Origin of the sequence: Kitasatospora papulosa (genome assembly GCF_000717245.1) — a bacterium.
Classification (GTDB): Bacteria; Actinomycetota; Actinomycetes; order Streptomycetales; family Streptomycetaceae; genus Streptomyces; species Streptomyces papulosus.
The window spans coordinates 248,089-268,496 of record NZ_JNYQ01000002.1 but is presented as its reverse complement, the minus strand read 5'-3'; the positions used below and the strand labels follow the sequence as shown (position 1 = coordinate 268,496).

At 71.1% G+C, this 20,408-nt stretch carries 19 protein-coding genes; 10 read left to right on the top strand and 9 right to left on the bottom strand.

What is annotated here, in order from left to right:
* Positions 1-131: 131 nt before the first annotated feature.
* On the top strand, positions 132-332 hold the full coding sequence (locus IA22_RS0106700; protein WP_014155342.1) for a hypothetical protein: 201 nt from the start codon (positions 132-134) through the stop codon (positions 330-332).
* A 50-nt stretch (positions 333-382) separates the two neighbouring features.
* Here the strand turns inward: IA22_RS0106700 and IA22_RS0106695 are convergent, their stop codons facing one another.
* Both IA22_RS0106695 and IA22_RS0106690 read right to left on the bottom strand, forming a co-directional pair.
* On the bottom strand, positions 383-1,453 hold the full coding sequence (locus IA22_RS0106695; protein WP_030123012.1) for an acyltransferase family protein: 1,071 nt from the start codon (positions 1,451-1,453) through the stop codon (positions 383-385).
* 31 nt (positions 1,454-1,484) lie between these two features.
* On the bottom strand, positions 1,485-2,393 hold the full coding sequence (locus tag IA22_RS0106690; protein ID WP_015577828.1) for a quinone oxidoreductase family protein: 909 nt from the start codon (positions 2,391-2,393) through the stop codon (positions 1,485-1,487).
* Positions 2,394-2,654: 261 nt separating this feature from the next.
* On the opposite strand from IA22_RS0106690, the gene IA22_RS0106685 reads away from it, so the two are divergent.
* Positions 2,655-3,419, top strand: coding sequence for a glucose 1-dehydrogenase (locus tag IA22_RS0106685; RefSeq protein WP_030123011.1), 765 nt, complete (start codon positions 2,655-2,657; stop codon positions 3,417-3,419).
* Positions 3,420-3,433: 14 nt separating this feature from the next.
* Here IA22_RS0106685 and IA22_RS0106680 read toward each other — a convergent pair whose 3' ends face one another.
* On the bottom strand, positions 3,434-4,360 hold the full coding sequence (locus IA22_RS0106680; protein ID WP_030123010.1) for a ScbA/BarX family gamma-butyrolactone biosynthesis protein: 927 nt from the start codon (positions 4,358-4,360) through the stop codon (positions 3,434-3,436).
* A 90-nt stretch (positions 4,361-4,450) separates the two neighbouring features.
* On the opposite strand from IA22_RS0106680, the gene IA22_RS0106675 reads away from it, so the two are divergent.
* Positions 4,451-5,092 (top strand): ScbR family autoregulator-binding transcription factor, encoded by a 642-nt coding sequence (locus IA22_RS0106675; RefSeq protein ID WP_014155347.1) that lies wholly within the window; start codon positions 4,451-4,453, stop codon positions 5,090-5,092.
* Between the two features lie 95 nt (positions 5,093-5,187).
* On the top strand, positions 5,188-5,922 hold the full coding sequence (locus IA22_RS0106670) for a peptidoglycan recognition protein family protein (protein ID WP_030123009.1): 735 nt from the start codon (positions 5,188-5,190) through the stop codon (positions 5,920-5,922).
* Between the two features lie 14 nt (positions 5,923-5,936).
* Here IA22_RS0106670 and IA22_RS0106665 read toward each other — a convergent pair whose 3' ends face one another.
* On the bottom strand, positions 5,937-6,302 hold the full coding sequence (locus tag IA22_RS0106665) for a PH domain-containing protein (protein ID WP_014155349.1): 366 nt from the start codon (positions 6,300-6,302) through the stop codon (positions 5,937-5,939).
* Positions 6,303-6,427: 125 nt separating this feature from the next.
* Here IA22_RS0106665 and IA22_RS37985 point away from each other — a divergent pair, with 125 nt between their 5' ends.
* The 3 genes from IA22_RS37985 (at position 6,428) to IA22_RS0106650 (ending at position 10,870) form a co-directional block, all read left to right on the top strand.
* A complete protein-coding gene (locus IA22_RS37985) occupies positions 6,428-7,273 on the top strand; it encodes a LysM peptidoglycan-binding domain-containing protein (RefSeq protein WP_015577825.1) in 846 nt (281 codons plus the stop codon).
* 406 nt (positions 7,274-7,679) lie between these two features.
* Positions 7,680-8,441, top strand: a complete 762-nt coding sequence (locus IA22_RS0106655; RefSeq protein WP_015577823.1) for an HAD family hydrolase — start codon at positions 7,680-7,682, stop codon at positions 8,439-8,441.
* The gene (locus IA22_RS0106650) at positions 8,441-10,870 is read left to right on the top strand and encodes a glycoside hydrolase family 65 protein (protein WP_030123007.1); all 2,430 of its coding nucleotides are present in this window, start codon (positions 8,441-8,443) and stop codon (positions 10,868-10,870) included. The genes IA22_RS0106655 and IA22_RS0106650 overlap by 1 nt, the downstream gene beginning before the upstream one ends.
* A gap of 29 nt (positions 10,871-10,899) precedes the next feature.
* On the opposite strand, the gene IA22_RS0106645 is transcribed toward IA22_RS0106650, so the two are convergent.
* The 3 genes from IA22_RS0106645 to IA22_RS0106635 all read right to left on the bottom strand — a co-directional run bounded on the left by IA22_RS0106645 (position 10,900) and on the right by IA22_RS0106635 (position 14,829).
* Positions 10,900-11,544 (bottom strand): class E sortase, encoded by a 645-nt coding sequence (locus IA22_RS0106645; protein WP_038271881.1) that lies wholly within the window; start codon positions 11,542-11,544, stop codon positions 10,900-10,902.
* A gap of 118 nt (positions 11,545-11,662) precedes the next feature.
* Positions 11,663-13,327, bottom strand: coding sequence for an ABC-F family ATP-binding cassette domain-containing protein (locus IA22_RS0106640; RefSeq protein WP_030123005.1), 1,665 nt, complete (start codon positions 13,325-13,327; stop codon positions 11,663-11,665).
* 383 nt (positions 13,328-13,710) lie between these two features.
* Positions 13,711-14,829, bottom strand: a complete 1,119-nt coding sequence (locus IA22_RS0106635) for an NADH:flavin oxidoreductase (protein ID WP_030123004.1) — start codon at positions 14,827-14,829, stop codon at positions 13,711-13,713.
* Positions 14,830-15,206: 377 nt separating this feature from the next.
* Here IA22_RS0106635 and IA22_RS37980 point away from each other — a divergent pair, with 377 nt between their 5' ends.
* The gene (locus tag IA22_RS37980) at positions 15,207-16,415 is read left to right on the top strand and encodes a S8 family peptidase (RefSeq protein ID WP_030123003.1); all 1,209 of its coding nucleotides are present in this window, start codon (positions 15,207-15,209) and stop codon (positions 16,413-16,415) included.
* A 202-nt stretch (positions 16,416-16,617) separates the two neighbouring features.
* Here the strand turns inward: IA22_RS37980 and IA22_RS0106625 are convergent, their stop codons facing one another.
* Positions 16,618-17,364: a DUF1838 family protein gene (locus IA22_RS0106625; protein WP_030123002.1), complete on the bottom strand. Its 747-nt coding sequence runs from the start codon at positions 17,362-17,364 to the stop codon at positions 16,618-16,620.
* Between the two features lie 287 nt (positions 17,365-17,651).
* Between IA22_RS0106625 and IA22_RS0106620 the strand changes: the two genes are divergently transcribed.
* Both IA22_RS0106620 and IA22_RS0106615 read left to right on the top strand, forming a co-directional pair.
* Positions 17,652-18,248 (top strand): hypothetical protein, encoded by a 597-nt coding sequence (locus IA22_RS0106620; RefSeq protein WP_015577817.1) that lies wholly within the window; start codon positions 17,652-17,654, stop codon positions 18,246-18,248.
* A 268-nt stretch (positions 18,249-18,516) separates the two neighbouring features.
* On the top strand, positions 18,517-19,278 hold the full coding sequence (locus tag IA22_RS0106615) for a polysaccharide deacetylase family protein (RefSeq protein WP_030123001.1): 762 nt from the start codon (positions 18,517-18,519) through the stop codon (positions 19,276-19,278).
* A gap of 149 nt (positions 19,279-19,427) precedes the next feature.
* On the opposite strand, the gene IA22_RS0106610 is transcribed toward IA22_RS0106615, so the two are convergent.
* Positions 19,428-20,261: a PIG-L family deacetylase gene (locus IA22_RS0106610; RefSeq protein ID WP_030123000.1), complete on the bottom strand. Its 834-nt coding sequence runs from the start codon at positions 20,259-20,261 to the stop codon at positions 19,428-19,430.
* Positions 20,262-20,408: the final 147 nt, after the last annotated feature.

The following is a 20,408-nucleotide window of genomic DNA, read 5'->3' as shown; positions in this document are numbered from 1 at the left end:
GGAGAACGACGCCGGGAACGTATGTAACAAATCCCCGGTGGTGGCTCGTGTCCGCGTCCGCGCCCGGCCGTGTGCCGGGAGGATCCTTCCGGCGCCGGACGGACGGCGGCAGGCGAGGGGAACGGGACGAGATGAAGAGCAAGCTGACCGTGCTGGGGACGGCCGTCCTGGCGACCCTGCTGCCGGCCGGGGCGGCCCGCGCGGACGAGACCCACACCGGGTCGCACAACGGGCCGCAGGTGGCGCTGATCGCGACGGGCCAGATCGACGACCCCCTGGAGGACGTCCTGGAGCACGCCACGGTCCTCGGCACGACGCACGTCACCGGCTGAGAGGGCACCGGGCGGCGGGCCGGGGCAGGCGCGGCGCGGTGGCCGGGGCGTCAGGGCGCCGGCCTCGGCTTCCTGGCCCGGTCGAGCCGGGGCTCCACGGCGAACCGGAACACCCGTCTGACGGGCGGGCTGCAGAGGACCGTGACCACGACGGCGGCGACGACGGACACCAGAATCCGTCCCGGCGGTGTGGAGAGGACGTCCGCCTCGTAGAGATCCAGCTTGACGGCGCCTTTGACGACGAAGCCGTGCAGCAGGTAGCCGTAGAGGGTGCCCGCTCCCAGCGCGGTCATCCACAGCCGGCGGTTCGGGACCCAGGCGAGGAAGCAGGCGCTGAGCACCAGGGCGCAGGTGAACAGGACCAGGGTCACCACGGCCCCCGTCCAGGCGGGGGAGCCGAGCTGCTCGGCCCCGTACCTGCGGAAGAACCACGAGGTCGTGGTGCGCGGCACCGCCCAGTAGGCGGCGGCCAGCGCCACCAGGCAGATGGGGACCGACGCGACGCGTACGGCCCGCGAGCGTACGAAGTCGAAGTGCGCGGGCCGCAGCTGGAGACCGAGTACGTAGTACGGCAGGAACTGCAGGATCCGCTGGAGATGCAGGTCCCCGCCGATGTTGCTGGTCACCGCCCCCATGGCCGCGATGACCAGGGCGACCGCCACGGGCCACCGGACCGTCTCCCAGAAGGGTGTGGTCAGGCGCCACAGGAACAGCGCGGGCAGGAACCACAGCAGCCAGTAGGGGGTGAGCGGACTCAGCGGGAACTGCGGGGAGCCGGTGAGCCGCTCGAAGAGGGTGTAGGCCACCTCGAAGACGCAGTAGGGCACGACGAGACCGGTGACGAGCTTCCACACCCGGTCGGCCCGCAGCTCGAGGCCGCGCGAGAAGTATCCGGCGAGGATGATGAAGACCGGCATGTGGAAGGTGTAGACGAAGGTGTAGGCCGTCTCCACCAGACGCCCGCTGCCGGGCAGCGGTTCCCAGGAGTGCCCCATCGCGACGAGCACGATGGCCAGGTACTTCGCGTTGTCGAAGAACGGGTCACGGCCGGGGCGGGGCAGCACGGCGGCCGGTGCTCCCGATCCGGCCGGTCCCGGGGGGTGTGAGGTCAGCGAGGGCATCGGGCCACCCTATAAGGGCTGTCCCGTCCGTTCAGGGGGTGAGGATGAGCTTCCCCGTGGTCCGGCGCGCGAGCAGGTCCTCGTGGGCCCGCCCGGCCTCGGCGAGCGGGTAGCTGCCGCCGGTCACGGGCGTGAGGCGGCCCCCGGCGACCAGGGCGAGGAGCTCCTTCAGGGGTCCGGCGACCGCGTCGGGGGCGGCGAGGGTGGGGCGCAGCCAGAATCCGACGACGGAGGCGTTGAGACGGCCGAGCCGGGCCGGGTCGACGGGAGTGAAGCCGGCCCGCGCGGAATTGCCGTAGGTGACCAGCCGGCCGAAGGACGCCAGGGAGTCCAGGGCCTGGTCGAAGAGTTCCCCGCCGACGGCGTCCAGGACGACGTCCGCCTTCTCCGCGAGGGGGTAGGTGATCACCGCGTCCGCGCCGAGGTCCAGGACCAGCCGCTCCTTGGCCGGGCCGGAGACCTGTGCGAGCACCCGGCCCGCCCCGAACTCCCTCGCCAGCTGGACGGCGAGGCTGCCGACGCCGCCCGCCGCGGAGTGCACGACGACGCTCTCCCCGCGACGCAGCCGTGCGGACGACCGCAGCAGGTGCCAGGCGGTCAGCCCCTGCACCATGAGGGCGAGCGCCCGGGCCGCGTCCAGGTCCTCGGGGATCTCCACCACGGCGGACTCCTTGGCGGTCACCTGCTCCGCGTACCCGTGCGAGACCCGGGCCAGTACCCGCCTCCCGTCCGGGGTGCGGCCCACGACCTCGCTGCCGGGGACGTGCGGAAGGGCGTCGGCGCCCAGATAGGAGCCGTCCGTCTGGTGGGTGTCGGCGAAGTTCACCCCGGCGGCCTCGACGGTGATGAGCAGCTCTCCGGGGCCGGGCACGGGAGGGGCCAGTTCCACGGGGCGGAGTACTTCGGGACCACCGAAGTGGTCGAACTGGATCGCGAGCATGCCGCACCGTACCGCGGGGGCGCTCCGGAGGTCCTGGGGTCGCGCTCTCCTTGTCCTTTTTCGTCAGGAGCGAAGCCAAAAACAGGACATACGGTCTGTTTCTGTCGTCGCTCCGGGTCGACATCCAGGAGCACGGAACGGACAGCCTCTGCCGTAACGGCCGGCGTCCCGCACGCACCGCAGCGGGGGCGTCCCCCGGCAGGACCGCGCGGTCCGCGACAGCCCGTGGCCACGGCTGATCCGTCCTGCCAGACTGCCGCCATGAGCGATCTTCTCCATGACAGAGTCGTCCTGATCACCGGGGCGAGCAGCGGTATCGGTGCGGCGGCGGCCCGGGTGTTCTCGCAGGAAGGCGCGACGGTCGTCCTGGCCGCCCGCCGGGAGGACCGACTGGCTTCGCTGGTGGCGGAGTTGAAGGACAAGGGGGCTCGGGCCTCCTACGTCGTCTGTGACGTCACGGTCGCGGAGGACGCCGCGCGTGCCGTCGACTTCACGGTCGACACCTACGGCCGGCTGGACTCCGCCTTCAACAACGCGGGCCTGGGAGGCGACCGGACCCCCCTCCACCTCATGGGTGACGACGTCTACGACGCGGTCATGGACACCAACGTGCGCGGCGTCTGGAACTGCCTCCGCCACGAGATAGCGGCCATGCTGCGGAACCCCCGAGGCTGCTCCGTCGTGAACAACAGCAGTGTGGGCGGGCTGGTGGCCATACCGGCGGCCGCGCCCTACATAGCGGCCAAGCACGCCGTCGTGGGCCTCACCAGGGCCGCCGCGGACGAGTACGCCCAACAGGGCATCAGAATCAACGCCGTTGCGCCGGGAACGACGCGCAGCGAGATCACGGCGGACTGGTTCGGGCGCAATCCGGGCCTGGAGGAGATGGTCAACGGCATGACCCCGCAGGGGCGTACGGCGGAGCCCGAGGAGATCGCCCAGGCGGCCGCCTGGCTGCTCAGCGACCGCTGTCCGTTCCTCACGGGCACGGTCATGCCGGTGGACGGCGGGTTCGTCAACCAGTAGGCCGTCGGCCGTCGTCAGCCGCAGGGCCCGTCCAGCCGGCTCCGGAAGACCGTCTCCCCGTCCTGTGTCGCCGTCACCAGGACCGAGGTCTCCCCGGGGGCGGCGGGCAGGACGTCCGCCTCGATCCAGCAGGGCCGGTCGAACTCGGCGTAGCGCTCGAACGCGCTGGTCACGGTGGTCTGTTCGAACCGTGCCGGGTACAGGGCGGCGTTCGCGGCCTGATGGGCCGCTTCCATGAGCGCGAGCCCCGGGACGTGGTCGACCGGGTGGTCGTACAGCACCGCGTTCTCCACGTCGTTGCGCAACTGCCAGTGCCGGGGGCGGTCACCGGCCGACAGGACCACGTCGACGGGTGCGCTTCTGCCGACTGTGCGGGGTTCGACCGGGTCGGGCAACGGCCAGGTGTTCCAGTCGACTTCGAAGTGCTCGCCGCGAAGGCGGCGGTATACGCGCGTGGACAGCCAGCCGAACTCGGATTCCGCGCGGGCGGCCATGTCGCCGTCCCGGTAGACGCGGAAGTCCATGTCGAGTGAACTGACCCTGTTCCCACGCGTCTTGGCGTTCTTCACGGTGACCTCGACGGTGAGGTCGCAGGGCGCGTCGGAGGGCACCTGGAATCCGGGCGCTACGGTGAAGTCGAAGTAGTTCAGCACGGTGTGATCGGAAAGGGGTGCGCCGTACGCCGCGTGCGCGATGGTCAGACCACTCTGCCGGACGGTCTGTGTGAGCATCCGCTGGTCGTACGCCAGGCCGGCGGCGGGGGCGGGCCACCGTGCGGAGAGCGAGAACTCGCCATCTTCCTTGCACCACCAGGAAGTGAGCAGAACCATCTCGGAACGTCCCAGGTGAACGTACTCCTTACGGATGCCCTCCGGTCCCTCTGCCGCGGAGTGCGGGAGGCGCGGAACAGCGGGTATGTCGGGCACGGCCCTCCCGGACATGGCGCAAAATAGATGTTTCGGCGCTGATATGATACCGGCTCACCGGTACTTTTTGAAGTAGCGTCATGCACGTTCAAAGGGGAGCGCGAGTTGGCACGACAGCAACGGGCGATCCGCACGCGCCGAATCTTTCTGCAAGCCGCGGCCGAGGTCTTCGACGAGCACGGCTACGACGCAGCCACCATCGCCGCGATCCTCGACCGGGCCGGTCTGACGCGGGGTTCCCTCTATTTCCACTTCACGTCGAAGGAAGAGCTGGCCCGTGGTGTCCTCCAGGAGGCCGTGACCTCGGACGGGGTCACTCCGCAGACCTTCAAGCTGCAGGAGTGGGTGGACATGGCGCTCCTGCTCGCCTACCGGCTGCCCCGGGAGCCCCTGCTCAGCGCCTCGATCCGGCTCTCGGTCGACCCGCGGGCGCGCGGACTCTTCGGCACCCGCTGGCCGGACTGGATCGTCATCGGGACGGAGTTGCTGACCGAGGCCAAGGAGCGCGGCGAGCTCCTTCCGCACGTGGACCCCGAGGCCACCTCCCGGCTGGTCGTCGGGGCGTGGACCGGGGTCCAGCTGGTCACCGAGTCCATGGCCGAGCCGCCGGATCTGGTCGCCGAGATATCGGCCCTCTTCGAACTCATCCTCCCCAACGCCGTGGTCCCCGGTGTGCTGGCCCGGCTCGACACGTCCCCGCACCGCGCGGCACGGATCATGGAGCAGCAGGCGGTCGCCGCCTCCTGACCGCCCGGACGGCGGTGGTCCGGTCGGCTGCCGGATGTCACCCGATCGGGCGCCTGGTGCCTGCGACGTGGCTGGTCAGCGCGCATGGTGGCCCTATGTGGCTTCGCCGAACAGTCGTGTGCGCCATGGTCGTGCCGCTCGCCTTCCTGGTGTTCCGGGACGCGCCGGTACGGCTCGTGGGGCCCGATCGCGCCGCCGCGAATCCGGCGGAGCCGACGGCGGCCCCCCGGCCCGCCATCGTCAGCCGGGCGCAGTGGCACGCGGACGAGGGCATGGTGCGGGAGGACGCGGTGTACACGGGGACGGTCAAGGCCGTCTTCGTCCACCACACCGGCCACACCAACCGGTACGACTGCGCCGACGCCCCCAGGATGCTCCGGGCGATGGAGGAGATGCACGTCCGGGGCGAGGGCTGGGACGACATCGGCTACAACTTCGTCGTCGACCGCTGCGGGACCATCTACGAAGGCCGGGCGGGCGGTGTCGCACGGTCCGTGCGCGGGGCCCACACCACCGGGTTCAACGCGCACAGTGTGGGGATCGCGGCCCTCGGCACCTTCGACCCCGGTGTTCCGGTGCCGAAGGCGCTCATCGAGGGCATCGCGAAGGTGGGCGCGTGGAAGCTGGACCGGAGCGTCGACCCCCTGGGCTTCGTGCGGATGGTCTCGACGAACGACGAGAGCCTCTACGAGCGCGGTGAGGCCGTCTATCTCCACGCTGTCGCCGGCCACCGCGACACCTTCCAGACGTACTGCCCGGGCGAGGCGCTCTACGCACAACTCCCGGCGATCCGGAAGGAGATGGCGAGGCTGCGGGCCAGGAAGAGCTGAGCCCTCCCCGGCGTCTACCCCGCGACGTACTGGGTGAGGACGGCCTGCACCTCGTAGATGTCGACCCCCTTGGTGAACGTCTTCTGGATCGGGGTGGCGGAGCCGGAGACCCAGATCTTCAGCTCGGCGTCCAGGTCGAAGGTCCCCGCCGTCTCCACCGCGAAGTGCGTGATGCTGCGGTACGGCACGGAGTGGTACTCCACCTTCTTGCCGGTGATTCCCTGCTTGTCGACGAGGACAAGCCTGCGATCGGTGAAGAGGATCGTGTCGCGGATCAGCAGGTACGCGGCGTGCACCTGCTCGCCCTGCCCCAGAAGACGTGCGTAGTCGCGTTGTGCCGCGGCCGGATCGACGGTGTGCGCGTTGCCGAACAGTGCCATGGAAGAACCTCCACCCGAGTGAATGTGCGGGCGTTGAACGCGTCAAAGCCCCAGAAAAAGATTATCGGCGGCTTATCTGTTCGTGCCCTTGTACGTCTCTCGAGCACAGCGGAGGACATACCGTCATGCCGGCATCACCCCTCGCCAAGCGGCCCGTCGAATCGGTGCTCGCCCTTCTGCTCGTCCTCCTGAGCGTGCTCGGCCTCGCCGGCCGCAGTGCCGCTGACGCCCCCGCCCAGGCACCCGCCACGATCCCCGCCCAGGCCGCCCCCGCCCGGGCCGTCGTCGCGCCCACCGTCGTCGCGCCGACCGTCACGGCCGGCACGGACTGGGACCGCATCGCGCAGTGCGAGAGCAGCGGCCGCTGGAACACCAACACCGGGAACGGCTACCACGGCGGACTGCAGTTCGCCCCCTCCACCTGGCGCGCCTACGGCGGCGGGCAGTACGCACCCCGCGCCGACCTCGCCACGCGGTCCGAGCAGATCGCCGTCGGCGAGCGCGTCGCCCGCTCACAGGGAATGGGCGCCTGGCCCACCTGCGGCCGCCTCGGTGCGAGCGGTACGTCGGGCTCGCCGTCCTCCTCGGCCGGCCAGTCGTCGTCCGGCAATGCGGACCGGAGCGAGGCCGCCCCGTCGGCGCCGTCCCGTCAGTCGGCCGGTAGTTCGAACGACAACGCGTCCAGTGGCTCGGGATCCGGCAGCACGTCGTCCGGCGGTTCCGCCTCCGGCCGCACCGACAACGGCGCGAACGGCAGCTCCGCGTCCGGCGGCAGCAGCGTGACGCACCACTCCGAGGACCTCGTCGACGAGGAGTCGTACGTCGTGGAGTCCGGTGACTGCCTCTCGACGATCGCCGAGCGCGCGGACGTCTCCGGCGGATGGCACGCGCTGTACGAGAGGAACCGTGAGGTCCTGGACCAGGGGCCGCACCTCATCTTCCCCGGTCAGCGCCTCAGCCTGAACGTCTGAACCGTGAGGTCACGATGGCTCCCCGGTACACCTGCTCCCGGCGCGCGGTACGCGCGATCCGGACGCCCGGTCATGACGGCGGGACCGGTCCCGGTGCCCGGTGCTCCTCACCGGTGTGCGGAACCCGCCCCACGGTCGGCGCCGGAGTCCTCGGACGACCTGGCCTCGTAGCTGCTGCAATCGGCGTTGTGACACGGCCCCGGACCCCAGTGCGGGACGAAGATGCCAAGGGTCTTGTGCCGCGCCGGCACGGTCGCGACGGGTTGCTTGCAGGCCGGACACACGTACTCAGCCCGCCTGTCGGTCTGACGCTCGGTACTGGCCATGTCTTCACGGTAATCCCGGAGGGCACTCCAGGACACTTTTCCGACTTCTCGCTCGACGCGTCGACGAAGGGACCCCGGTCATGGCACGCGCACCGTCACCGGCCGCAGTCCTGCTCTCCGTCCACGCCGTCGTCTTCGACACGGACGGTGTGATCACCGACTCCGCTCCGACGCACGCCGCGGCCTGGAAGATCGCCTTCGACGCCTGTCTGGACCTCCACGAGGGCCAGCCGCCCTTCGACGAGGCGGAGGACTACCGGCGCCACGTCGACGGCCGGTCACGCATGGACGGTGCCGCCGCCTTCCTCGCCTCCAGAGGCCTCGCCCTTCCCGAGGGCGGCCCCGACGACCCACCGGGCACCGGGACGGTCCGCGCCGTCGCCGCCCGCAAGGACGAGGAGTTCACCCGGAGCATCCGCGCCCATCCGGTCGCCGTCTGGCCGGGAACGGTCCGTCTCCTGCGCGTGCTGCACGACGCGAGGGTGCCGATCGCCGCCGCGTCCGCGTCCCGGCACGCGACCGAGCTGCTGGCAGGTGCCGGTCTCCTGGACCTCTTCACGGCGGTGGTCGACGGCAACGAGGCGCGGCGACTGGAACTGCCCGGCAAACCGGACCCCGCGCTGTTCACCGAGGCGGCACGACGACTGGGCGTACCCGTCGGGGACACGGCCGTCGTGGAGGACGCGCTGGCCGGAGTGGAAGCGGGCCGGCGAGGCGGCTTCGGGCTCGTCGTCGGGGTGGACCGTACGGACAGTCCCGAGGGCGCCGGCGATCTGCGGCGGCACGGCGCGGACCTCGTGGTGGCCGACCCCGGGGACCTGCTGATCACCGGGGAGGACTGATGGCACGCGGCTGGACCTGGACGTACGAGGGATACGAGCCGGAGAAGGAGCGGCTGCGCGAAGCCCTGTGCACGCTCGGCAACGGCTACTTCGCTACCAGGGGAGCCGCGCCCGAGACACCGGCAGGAGGGATCCACTACCCGGGCACCTATGTGGCGGGCTGCTACAACCGGCTGACCTCCTCCGTCCAGGGACGCCAGGTCGAGAACGAGGACATGGTCAACCTCCCCGACTGGCTGCCGCTGCGCTACCGCATGCACCCCGCAGACGCCCGCCCCGGCCCGTGGCTGACCCCCGACCACGAGCACCTCGTGGACCACCGGCAGTCGCTCGACCTGCGCGGCGGGATCCTGACCCGCCGCTCGGTCTACGAGGACGGCTCCGGCCGGCGGCTGACGGTGGAGCAGGAACGCCTGGTGCACATGGGCGATCCCCATCTCGCGGCGCTGCACACGGTGTTCACCGCCGAAGGGTGGTCGGGGGAGCTGGAGGTGGAGTCGGGGATCGACGGCGACGTACGCAACAGCGGTGTGGCGCGCTACCGCGACCTGGCCGACCGGCATCTCACCGGCTGGGAGACGGGCACGGAACCGGGCTCCGTGGTGTGGCTGCGCTGCCACACGGTGGAGTCGGACATCGGTATCGCCCTGGCCGCCCGCACCGTGGCCTCCTGCGGACCGGAACGCGACGGCCACCACCGGGCCGAACCCCGGCAGGAGCCCCGCGCGGTCCACCAGACGCTGCTGCTCCCGCTCGCCCCGGACTCCGACGCGGTCGTCGACAAGACGGTCGGCCTCCACACCACCCGGGACCCGGCGATCGGCAGCCCGGTGCGGGCCGCGGTGGCGTCGGCGAGGGAGGCTCCGGTGTACGACCGGCTCCGGTCCTCGCACCGCCGGGCCTGGGCGGACCTGTGGCAGCAGGTGAAGCTGGAGGTGCCGGGCGAGCCCGGACGCATCCTGCGGCTGCACCTCTTCCATGTGCTCCAGACCCTGTCCCCGCACACCGCGGAGCTCGACGTCGGGGTACCGGCCAGAGGTCTGCACGGGGAGGCCTACCGGGGCCACGTCTTCTGGGACGAGCTGTTCGTCCTGCCCTTCCTGAACCTGCATCTCCCCGAGGTCTCCCGGGGGTTGCTGGACTACCGCCACCGGCGGCTGCCCGCGGCCTGCGCGGCGGCGGAGGCGGTCGGCAGGACGGGGGCGATGTACCCGTGGCAGAGCGCCGACGAGGGGCGCGAGGAGACCCAGGAGGTCCATCTCAACCCGCGCTCGGGACGCTGGCTCCCCGACCGTTCGCGTTTGCAGCACCACGTCGGCTCGGCGGTGGCGTACAACGTGTGGCAGTACTGCCAGGCGACCGGCGACACGGAGTACCTCTACTCCAAGGGCGCGGAGATGCTGATACAGATCGCCCGCTTCTGGGCGGACAGCGCCGAGTGGGACGACGGCCTGGAGCGGTACCGCATCCGGGGCGTCGTCGGACCCGACGAGTACCACGACGCCTATCCGGACTCCGACGCGCCGGGACTCGACGACAACACGTACACGAACGTGACGGCTGCCTGGGTGCTGGCGCGGGCCGGCGATCTCTCCCGTGACCTGCCGGCGAGCCGGTACCGGCAGCTCCTCGACCGGCTCCGGATGGACCCGGCGGAGACGGACCGCTGGGACGACGTCTCCCGGAAGCTGTACGTGCCCCACCACCAGGGGGTCATCAGCCAGTTCGCCGGTTACGGGGACCTGAAGGAGCTGGACTGGGAGGCGTACCGGCAGCGGTACGGGGACATCCGGCGCCTCGACCGCATCCTGGAGGCGGAGGGTGACACGGCCAACCGCTACCAGGCGTCCAAGCAGGCCGACGTGCTGATGCTGGGCTACCTCTTCTCACCGAAGGAACTCGCCGCGTTGTTCGGCCGGCTCGGCCACACGCTCGACGACGAGGCGTGGCGGGCCACCGTCGACTACTACGTGGGACGGACGAGCCACGGCTCCACCCTCAGTTCCCTCGTCCACGCCTGGGTCCTGGCGAGGGTCAACCGGGACGAGGCCTGGCGGTACTGCGAGGAGGCGCTGATCGGGGACGTGGTCGACATCCAGGGCGGCACGACCGAGGAGGGTATCCACCTGGGGGCGATGGCGGGCACCCTCGACTTCGTGCAGCGCGGGATGACGGGGCTGGAGACCCGCGACGACGCCCTGTGGCTCGCTCCGGCCACCCTGCCGCAGCTCTCGAAGTTCCGGATGCGGCTCCGCTTCCGCCGGCACTGGGACGTGGACCTGCGCCTGCGCGCCGAGCGCCTGCGGATCGCGGTACCGGACTCGGAACGGCCGGGCGTACGCGTCAGGCTGGACGGCAGCGCGTACGTCGTCGATCCCGGCACGTCACGGTGGCTGGAGCTGCCCGACGACCTGTCCGGCGGTCGGTGAACACGCCTGCGGCGCGACCGGCTTCCCGTTCACGCGGGCAGGGAGGACACCAGCACGCCGATCTTGTCGATGCGGTGCTCCGGGTTGTGGTGGGCGTCGCGCCAGAAGCGTCCGGCCGCGTCGTCCTCCGGGGTCGCGCAGGTGGAGAGGGTGATCATCGCCCGGGTCGGCTTCTCACCCGGCTCACCCGGCACCGCGGCCCGCTGCTCGGCCAGCGAGTGCTCGGACCGGAAGGACGTCTGCCGGGTCCCGGTGATCCGGTACTCGTACACCGTGCCGCCCTCCGTCACGAGGACCTTGTCCCCCTCGTCCAGTGCCGGCAGGTCCCGGAACGGACCCCCGGCGGACAACCGGTGGGCCGTCACGAGGTAGTTGCCGACCTCACCGGGCCCGACGCCGCCGTCCTCGCCGTACGGGGAGGCCGCCACACCGCGGTCCTGGATCCTGGTCCCCGGCCCGTCGTCCGTCGTCCCCTCGTACGGTACGACGCGCAGGTCGCGCACTCCGATCGACGGGATGCCGAGCTCGGCGGTCTCCGAGCGCGGGTCGGTCCGGTCGGACGGCGGACCGGGAGACGGGGCGGTGGCGGCCGGAGGGGCGGTCGGCGGAGCGTCCGCACCGGCCGCGTCGGCGGGGCCGGCGACCGCGAGCAGCACGACGGCCGTGCCCGCCACGGCCCGGGGAACGCCTCGGAAAGCATGAGCAGGGTGCATGGCGGGACCCGGTTTCGGTAGCCGGTGGGTACCTGGTGCGGGCCCCGGACGCGGCCCGCACCCTCCAGTACACCACCGGTCAGACGAACGTGTCGGGTGCGTCGAGCAGCTCGTGGACCTCCTCCGCGGTCAGTTCCGTGATCTCCTCACCCACGAGCAGCCAGCGGGTGATCCCGACCGACTCGAGGAACGCCAGATCGTGCCCGGCGATCATCAGCGCGCCCTCGTAGGACGTGAGCGCGCCGGTCAGCTGCCGCACGCCGGCCAGGTCGAGGTTGTTGGTCGGCTCGTCCAGCACCAGCAGTTGCGGGGCCGGTGTGGCGAGCATCGTGGCGGCGAGGGCGGCGCGGAAGCGCTCACCGCCGGAGAGGGTGCCCGCGGGCTGTTCGGCGCGCGCCCCCTTGAACAGGAAGCGGGCCAGCTGGCTGCGGATCTCGTTGTCGGTGGTCCCGGGCGCCGTCCGAGCCACGTTCCCGGCGACGCTCAGCGCGTCGTCGAGCACGTCGAGCCGCTGCGGCAGGAAGCGCAGCGGAACGTGGGCCCTGGCCTCTCCGGAGGCGGGTGCGAGCTCCCCGGTGAGGGTGCGCAGCAGGGTCGTCTTTCCCGCCCCGTTGCGCCCGATCAGGGCGATGCGCTCGGGGCCCTGGACGTGGAGCGTCCCGTCGCGCAGGGAACCGAAACGGAGGCGGAGCCCTTGCGCGCTCAGGACCGTACGACCCGCCGGGACGGCGGTGTGCGGGAGCCGCACCCTGATCTCGTCGTCGTCCCGGACGGCTTCCGACGCCGCGTCGCGCCGCTCCCGTGCCTCCTGGAGCCGGTCCTCGTGCAGGCCGCGGAGCTTGCCCGCCGCCTCCTGCGAGGACCGCTTGTGCGCGCCCGCGACGATCCTCGGCGCACGCCGCTGGGCGTCCAGCTTCTTGTTGTGCCGCTGGCGGCGGGCCACCTTGATCCGGGCCTCCTCCAGCTCGCGCTTCTGACGGCGTACGTCGGACTCGGCGGACCGCACCATGCGTCCGGCCGCTTCCTGCTGGGTGGCCACGGCCTCCTCGTAGGCGGACCAGCCGCCGCCGAACCAGCTGACCGTCCCGGTGCGCAGCTCGGCGATGCGGTCCACGCGTTCCAGCAGGTCGCGGTCGTGGCTGACCACGACGAGGACGCCGGAGCGCCACGACTCGACGGCCTCGTACAGCCGTCGGCGCGCGAACACGTCGAGGTTGTTGGTCGGTTCGTCCAGCAGCAGGACGTCGGGACGCTCCAGCAGCAGCGCCGCGAGCCGCAGCAGCACGGTCTCGCCGCCGGACATCTGCCCCACGGTGCGGTCGAGACCGATGTCCGTGAGACCGAGCGATCCCAGGGTGGCCAGGGCCCGCTCGTCGACGTCCCAGTCGTCGCCGACCGTCTCGAAGTGCTTCTCGGCGACGTCGCCGGCCTCGATGGCGCGCAGCGCCGTACGCCGCTCCGTGATGCCGAGGGCGTCCTCGACGCGGAGGTCCGTGTCGAGGGTGAGGTTCTGCGGGAGGTAGGCGAGATGCCCGCCGACGGCCACCGAGCCCGCGGAAGGCTTCAGCCGGCCGGCCAGCAGCCGCAGCAGGGTGGACTTGCCGGAGCCGTTGGTCCCGACGAGCCCGGTGCGGCCCCTGCCGACGGCGAGGGACAGCCCGTCGAAGACCTCGGTGCCGTCCGGCCACCGGAAGGACAGGGCGGAGCAGGTGAGGGAGGCGGCGGGTGCGGTGGGGTGTGACATGTGGTCCTCGCAGTCGCAAGCGTGTGAACAGGGGCTTCGTGTGCGAGCACCACGCGGCGACCGGCCGGGACGGGATGGGTGAGGCCTGCCCGGACATACGGGGGACGGCTCATGCACCGAGGTCGCATCCACGCGGAGGGTCACGGGGCGGCAGGAAAGCCGACAGGGCGTGACGGGCTACGGCAGGGGCCGTACCGCGCGATGATCGCGGACCTCAGATGCGCAACGTCCACCTCTATCGGAGACAACAGGACTCGAAAACAGTACACCGCGCCGCGTCCGGGCGGGGGCGGAACGGCGCGGGACAGGGCCTGGAGCGTTCACAGGTCCTGTCCCGCGTCCGGGCGACGTCGTGGGCCGCGACTCCGTGCGGCCCGGTCACGTCAGCGCAGGGTCTTCAGCATCTCCGCCCCGAACGGTGTGATGTCCGCCGTGCGCCCGAGCAGGGTCTTGGCGGCCCACTCGGGGTCGGCGATCAGCGCACGGCCCACGGCGACCATGTCGAACTCGTCCCGCTCCATCCGGTCCAGCAGCTGGTCGATGCCGGTGACCGAGGAGCTGTCGCCCTGGAAGGCGCTGAAGAAGTCCCCGTCCAGGCCGACCGAGCCGACGGTGACCGTCGGCCTGCCGCTGATCTTCTTCACCCACCCGGCGAGGTTCAGGTCGGAGTCCTCGAACTCCGGCAGCCAGTAGCGGCGGGTGGACGCGTGGAAGACGTCGACGCCGGCCTCCGCCAACGGCGTGAGGAGGGCGTCCAGTTCCTCGGGGGTCCGGGCGAGCTTCGCCTCGTAGGCGTCCATCTTCCACTGGGACATGCGGAAGAAGAGGGGGAAGGAGTCGGACACGGCCGCGCGGCACGCCGCCACGATCTCCGCCGCGAAACGGGTACGCGCGACGATGCCGCCGCCGTACGCGTCGGTGCGGCGGTTGCTGCCCTCCCACAGGAACTGGTCGATCAGGTAGCCGTGCGCACCGTGCAGCTCGACACCGTCGAAGCCGAGGCGCTCCGCGGCGGCGGCCGCGTCCGCGAACGCGGCGATGACGTCATCGAGGTCCTGCTGCGTCATCGCGCGGCCCTTGGGCTCGCCGGACAGGGAGACACCCGACGGGCCGACCGGTTCCGCTTCCGCCACGGGCGGCGCGCCCTCGGCGCGCGTGACGCCCACGTGCCACAGCTGCGGAATGATCGCCCCGCCCTCCCGGTGCACGGAGTCGACCACGCCGGACCAGCCCGCGAACGCGTCCTCGCCGTGGAACACCGGGATCTGTCCGCTCGTACCGGCGGACGCGTGATCGACGTAGGTCCCCTCGGTGATGATCAGCCCCACGCCTCCGGCGGCCCGGCGCGCGTAGTACTCCGCGACGTCCTGGCCCGGGACGCCGCCCGGGGAGAACTGCCGGGTCATGGGCGCCATGGCGATCCGGTTGCGGGAGGTCAGTCCGCGGACGGAGAAGGGGCGTGAGAGGGCGTCTGCCGCGCGTCGGGCGTTCTCGTCAGTCACTGCGTGTCCTGTTCGGGTGGGGTCAGGTCCACCCGTCGCCAACACGGGGACGCCTCCCCGGCATCCCGGCGCCTCCCCGGATGTGGTCAAGGTCTCCCCGTCCGGACGGCGCGAGGGAGGTCCGTACGCGGCGCGGTGCGGTGCGGGTCCGTCCTGCGGCCCGCCGCGGGACAGCGCCCCTGTGAAGCGCGTGTTGCCCCGTGTGACGCCGGATGGACGCACGGTCACCAGTATGGCGCGCCCATGACAGCTTCCCGGGATTCCTTGTCCGCCCGGACGCACCCCGCCATCGTCGGACCGCGGCGTACGAGTCCGTACGCCGCGACCCGACGGCGCGTCGAACCCGTGGCGCGCCCCTGTTCGAGGAGGACCTCTCGATGGCAGCAGTGCGCAACACCAGGAGGCGGATCGCGCTGGCGATCGCGGTCGCGACGACCGCGGCATGGGCGGCCGGCGCGGCGGCGTTACCCGCCCAGGCGGCCGGACCCGAGGGCAGAGTCCTGCACGCGGGGGCGGCCGGGGCGGTGCCGGGCAGCTACATCGTCACGCTCGCGCCGACGTCCGGGCTCAAGGCGTCCGCGGCGGAGGGCAAGCGGCTGATAGCCGACCACGGCGGAACGATCGAGCGGACCTACACGTCGGCGCTGAACGGCTACGCCGCCACGCTCAGCAGCGCCGAGGCGAAGCGGCTCGCCGCGGACCCGGCGGTCGCCTCGGTCGAGCAGGACCAGAGGGTCCACTCGACCGCCACCCAGAGCAGCGCGCCCTGGGGCCTCGACCGGATCGACCAGACGAACCTCCCGCTGAGCGGCACGTACACCTACCCGGACACGGGTGGCGGCGGCGCGACCGTGTACGTCCTCGACACCGGCGTACGCATCACCCACCAGGAGATCGCCGGCCGGGCCTCGTACGGCTACGACTTCGTCGACAACGACAGCACCGCACAGGACGGCGCGGGCCACGGCACCCATGTCGCCACGACCGTCGCGGGGAGCACCTACGGCGTGGCGAAGAAGGCGAAGATCGTCGCGGTCCGGGTCCTCGGCAACGACGGCTCCGGCACCACCGCGGGTGTCATCGCCGGCGTCGACTGGATCACCGCCAACCACGTCGCCTCGTCCGTCGCCAACGTCTCGCTCGGCGGCGGCGCGAGCACCACACTGGACAACGCGGTACGCCGGTCGATCGCCTCCGGGGTCACCTACTCGGTCGCGGCGGGCAACTCGGGCGCGCTCGCGTCGGCGTACTCCCCGGCCAGGGTGGACACCGCCATCACCGTGGGCGCCACCACCCGCACCGACGCCAGGGCGAGTTACTCGAACTACGGCCCCGTTGTCGACATCTTCGCCCCCGGATCCGCCATCACGGCCGGCTGGAACACCTCCGACTCCGCCACCTACACCGGTAACGGCACCTCCTTCGCCGCGCCCCACGTCTCCGGGGCGGCGGCGGTCTACCTGACGAGCCACCCGGGAGCCGCCCCGGCGACCGTGGCCTCGGCACTCGTGAACGGCGCGACGTCCGGTGTCCTCACCGGCGTCGGGACGGGCTCCCCGAACAAGCTCCTCAAGCTCGTTCCGTGATGCCGGCCCTGTGAAGGCCGGTCCTGTGACACCGGTCCCGTGAAGGCACGGGACACGGCCGGCCGGGAGCGCGTACGGGGAAACCCGCCGTACGCGACCCCGGCCCACGTCGTCCGGGAGCCGGCTCCACCCCGCTCCGAGGGCAGGAGCCCCGGCTCCGCGGGAGGGCGCGCGGAAGACCTCGGAGCCGCCCGCCGTGCCGCTACTCCGGTGGGTTGAGCCTGCGGAAGTACGTCCAGCTGGTCTCGTTCGGCTCGGTCCAGCTCTCGGGTGCGTGGGCGAACTCCGGGTGGTGCTCCGCGATGTAGGCCCGGGTCCGCCCGGGTACCTCCGTGTACGAAGCGAGCTTGCGTCCCCGGCAGTGGAAGGTGAGGCCGCCGGGCCGTTGCCCGCGGGCCATCCACGGCAGCCAGGGGGACATCCGGGTCCACGACATGGTGGCCGGGACGCTTGCGGCCGTTCCCTCCAGATCGGCGCGGTCGGCGAAGAACTGGAAGAGCTCCAGGGCCTTGTACGTGTCGCCGGCCGAGTGGACGGGGTACTGGGCGACCGGCAGCGGCGAGGGGTAGGAGAGCGGGATCTCCAGGCTGAAGCAGACCTGACCGCCCAGCTCGGTCGTCGGGACCGGGAAGGGGCGCCACTTCTGGTTCGCCGGATCGTTCCAGACGTGCACCACCGGTTGGTCCTGCCAGGTCTCCAGGATCTCGCGGGAGGCCGGGTCCAGATAGAAGGCGGCCTCGCGGGTGAGGAGTTGCCAGGCGTCCGGGCCGGCTTCGACGTCCTCGACCAGACGGGCGACGTTCAGCCCCTCGAAGCCGAAGACGCGCCGGTAGGGCTCGTCCGGGGCCCATGCGTACACGTCCCCTGACCACCAGTACGTGATCTCCTCGCCGTCGAGCGAGGCGCGGGTGCGGGCGAAGGAGCGGAGCAGCTCCGCGGGTGTCGTCATACGGACCACTCTGCGCGGCCGCCGGGGTCCGGCGAAAGTACCTCCGCGGCCCCGTCGGCGCCTCCCCGGCGGACCGGTGCGGCGCGTCACGCCCCGTGAATTCTCGACGGAGGTCGAATTTCTCCGGCAATGCGCAGTTATTCACCTCCCGCGCCTCCGCGGATGGAATTACAGGGCACATCCGTCGTGTCGCTGAGCGTGCCAAGGCTCCCGCATGGAACTGGGTGATCATTTCCGTGATATAGTCATAATGAATTTACAGGACGCCTCGAAAAAAGGGGAATGGCGTGAATACCGAGAAGGTTACGGCTCGACGTCTCACGGCCGAACAGGTTGCGGAACTGGGCCTCCAGGACGGCATCTTCGTCTCGGCGGAGATGGATGACCTTCCTCTCGACTGCTTTGCCCCGGCATTTCTCACGGAGCCGGGTAAGAACTTCGAGGGCGGTTCCTTCGCCGCGAGGACGATCTTCGGCAAGGAAATTCATGTCCTCCCGGACAACGCCGAAGAGCGTGGAATATGGGTCGCTGACAAGACGGGGGAGGAGATCGAGGTCCTGCGGAGCGCCGGTGTCCTCCTGAACCTCGCCCTTTTCGTGCCCGACGGCGGAGCGGCATCCCTGGATTCGCTCTACGCCGCCGCGCGTGACGCGTTCGGCGCGGGCATCGTCCAGCGCTGGAGCGAGGAGACCGTCGCCGTACCGGACGTCAAGATCGACCTCTACGAGGAGCCGGCCCGGGGGCGGAAGAACGGTGCCCAGAACCGTGACCGCCGTGCCCTGGACATCTACCCGACCCGCGTGCGGTTCCTGGAGCCCAGCGAAGGCTGGAAGTTCGTGGTGGAGCCGCACAAGGAGGTCGTGGACGACACACCGACGATCTGATCTGACAGCAGGTTAGGCGTCATTGCCCCGTGGGAGCCCGTCAGTTCGCTGACGGGCTCCTCCCGTTTGCTGACGTGCTCCTCCCGTTCGCCGTGGGCCTCGTCCGTTGCCTCTGCGTTGGCTCTGCGTCTGTCGCGGAACCTCTTCGTTTGTCGCTGCTCCCCGGCGGGTTCGTAAGCGATCCGTAACAGAGGCACCTGATCAGGGTGTTCGTGTGACTTGATGGGGCTCGGCATCGGTGGAGTCAGTAAAAAGGGGCGGGGCGGACATGGCGAAGCACAAGGGAAGGGGATGGCACAGCCGGCTTCTCGCGGCAGGGCTCGGAGTGACGGCGCTGGCCGCAGCCACCTCCGTGTGGACCGCTCAGGCCGACCCCACCGGGGGGCGGAAGCCCGAGGCCCGGTCCCAGGAGCAGGCCGTGACCGAGGTGGCGGCCGACATCGCGCACGCATCGGACCGCGGGCCCCGGGGCGTCAACATCACCATCGACGACGGGCCTGACCCGGTCTGGACGCCGCAGGTGCTCGAACTGCTCGAGGACAGCGGGGTGAAGGCCACCTTCTGCATGGTGGGCACGCAGGCCAAGGCCTATCCCGAGCTGGTCAAGAAGGTCGTGGCGGACGGACACAGGCTGTGCGACCACACCGTCTCGCACGACACCGCCATGGACACCAAGTCCGAGGCCTACCAGTCCCAGCAGATCCTGGACGCCGAACGCATGATCACGGAGGCGTCCGGAGGTGTCCGGCCCCAGTACTACCGGGCCCCTGGTGGTGCCTTCACCCCGTACAGCCGGCAGCTCGCCGCGTCCCGGGGAATGCGCCCGCTGGGCTGGAACGTCGATACCAAGGACTTCGAGCACCCCGGCGTGGACAACATGGTCGCCACCGTCAAGAGCGAGATCTCCAACGGACCGACCATCCTCTTCCACGACGCGGGCGGCGAGCGTTCCGAGACCCTGGCCGCTCTGCGCGAGGTGCTGCCCTGGCTGAAGGAGCAGGGGTACTCCTTCGGCTTCCCCGTGCGCTGACCACGGACCCCGCACGCTGCGACAGACACACCCGACCGCCGCGAACGTCCCGAAGCCCCCGGCCGCCCGGCCGGGGGCTTCTGCATGGGCGGGTCACGGGCGTCGAGGAGACCGGCGAGCGGTTCCGGAGACGGGCCCGGGCGGGCGGGTCAGCGCAACCCGGCGAACAGATCGGTCTCGGGTACGGCGGCGCCGGTGGCGTCCTTGACGCGGACGAAGGTCTCCGTGCCCATCAGCTCGCCGAACCTCTCCTTGCCCATCCTGAGGAAGAAGATGTTCTCGCCCTGACTGGCGTGGGCGGCCAGCGCATCGAACTTCTGGTCGCTGAACGCGGTGGTGTCCACCCATGTGGTGATCTGGTCGTCGGGGAGGCCGATCTCGGCCATCGCGGCGGCCTCGGCGGGATCCGGCTCCGGCATGTCCTCCTGGAACTCGCGCATCGTCTCCCCGAACCGCTGCATCATCGAGCGCGGCATCGTCGTCCAGTACACCTTCGGGGTGAGCGCGGTCCTCTCCAGCGCCGCCATCGTGATGCGGTGGGCCTGGATGTGGTCGGGGTGGCCGTAGAAGCCGTTCTCGTCGTAGGTGACGACCACGTCGGGCCGGTAGTGCTCGATGAGTTCCGCGAGCCGGGCGGCGCCCTCCTCGACGGGTGTGTTCCAGAAGGAGCCGGGGGCGTCGTTGCTCGGCCAGCCGATCATCCCGGAGTCGGCGTAGTCGAGCATCTCCAGATCGCTGATCTTCAGGACCTCACAGCTCGCCTCCAGCTCCTTCCTGCGCATCGCCGCGACGGCCGCCGGGTCGTGCCCGGGGTCGCCCGGCTTGACGCCCCCCGGCCCGTCACCGCAACCGCCGTCGGTACAGGTCACCAGAACCGTGCGGACGCCCTCGGCGGCGTACCGCGCGAGGACTCCTCCGGTTCCGGTGGCCTCGTCGTCGGGGTGGGCGTGTACTGCCATCAGCGTCAAGGGCCGGTCAGTCATGAGAAAAGTCCTCCTGCGGAACTATGTCCTGGTCCGGACACGCGGCGGGCTCACCACGGTCCTGGGGGCGGGCCCGGATCGTGGCGGGCGGCCGGCCTCGCGGCCTCCGTGCGTCCCGCCCGTACGGAGCCGGTCCTCGGTCGATGC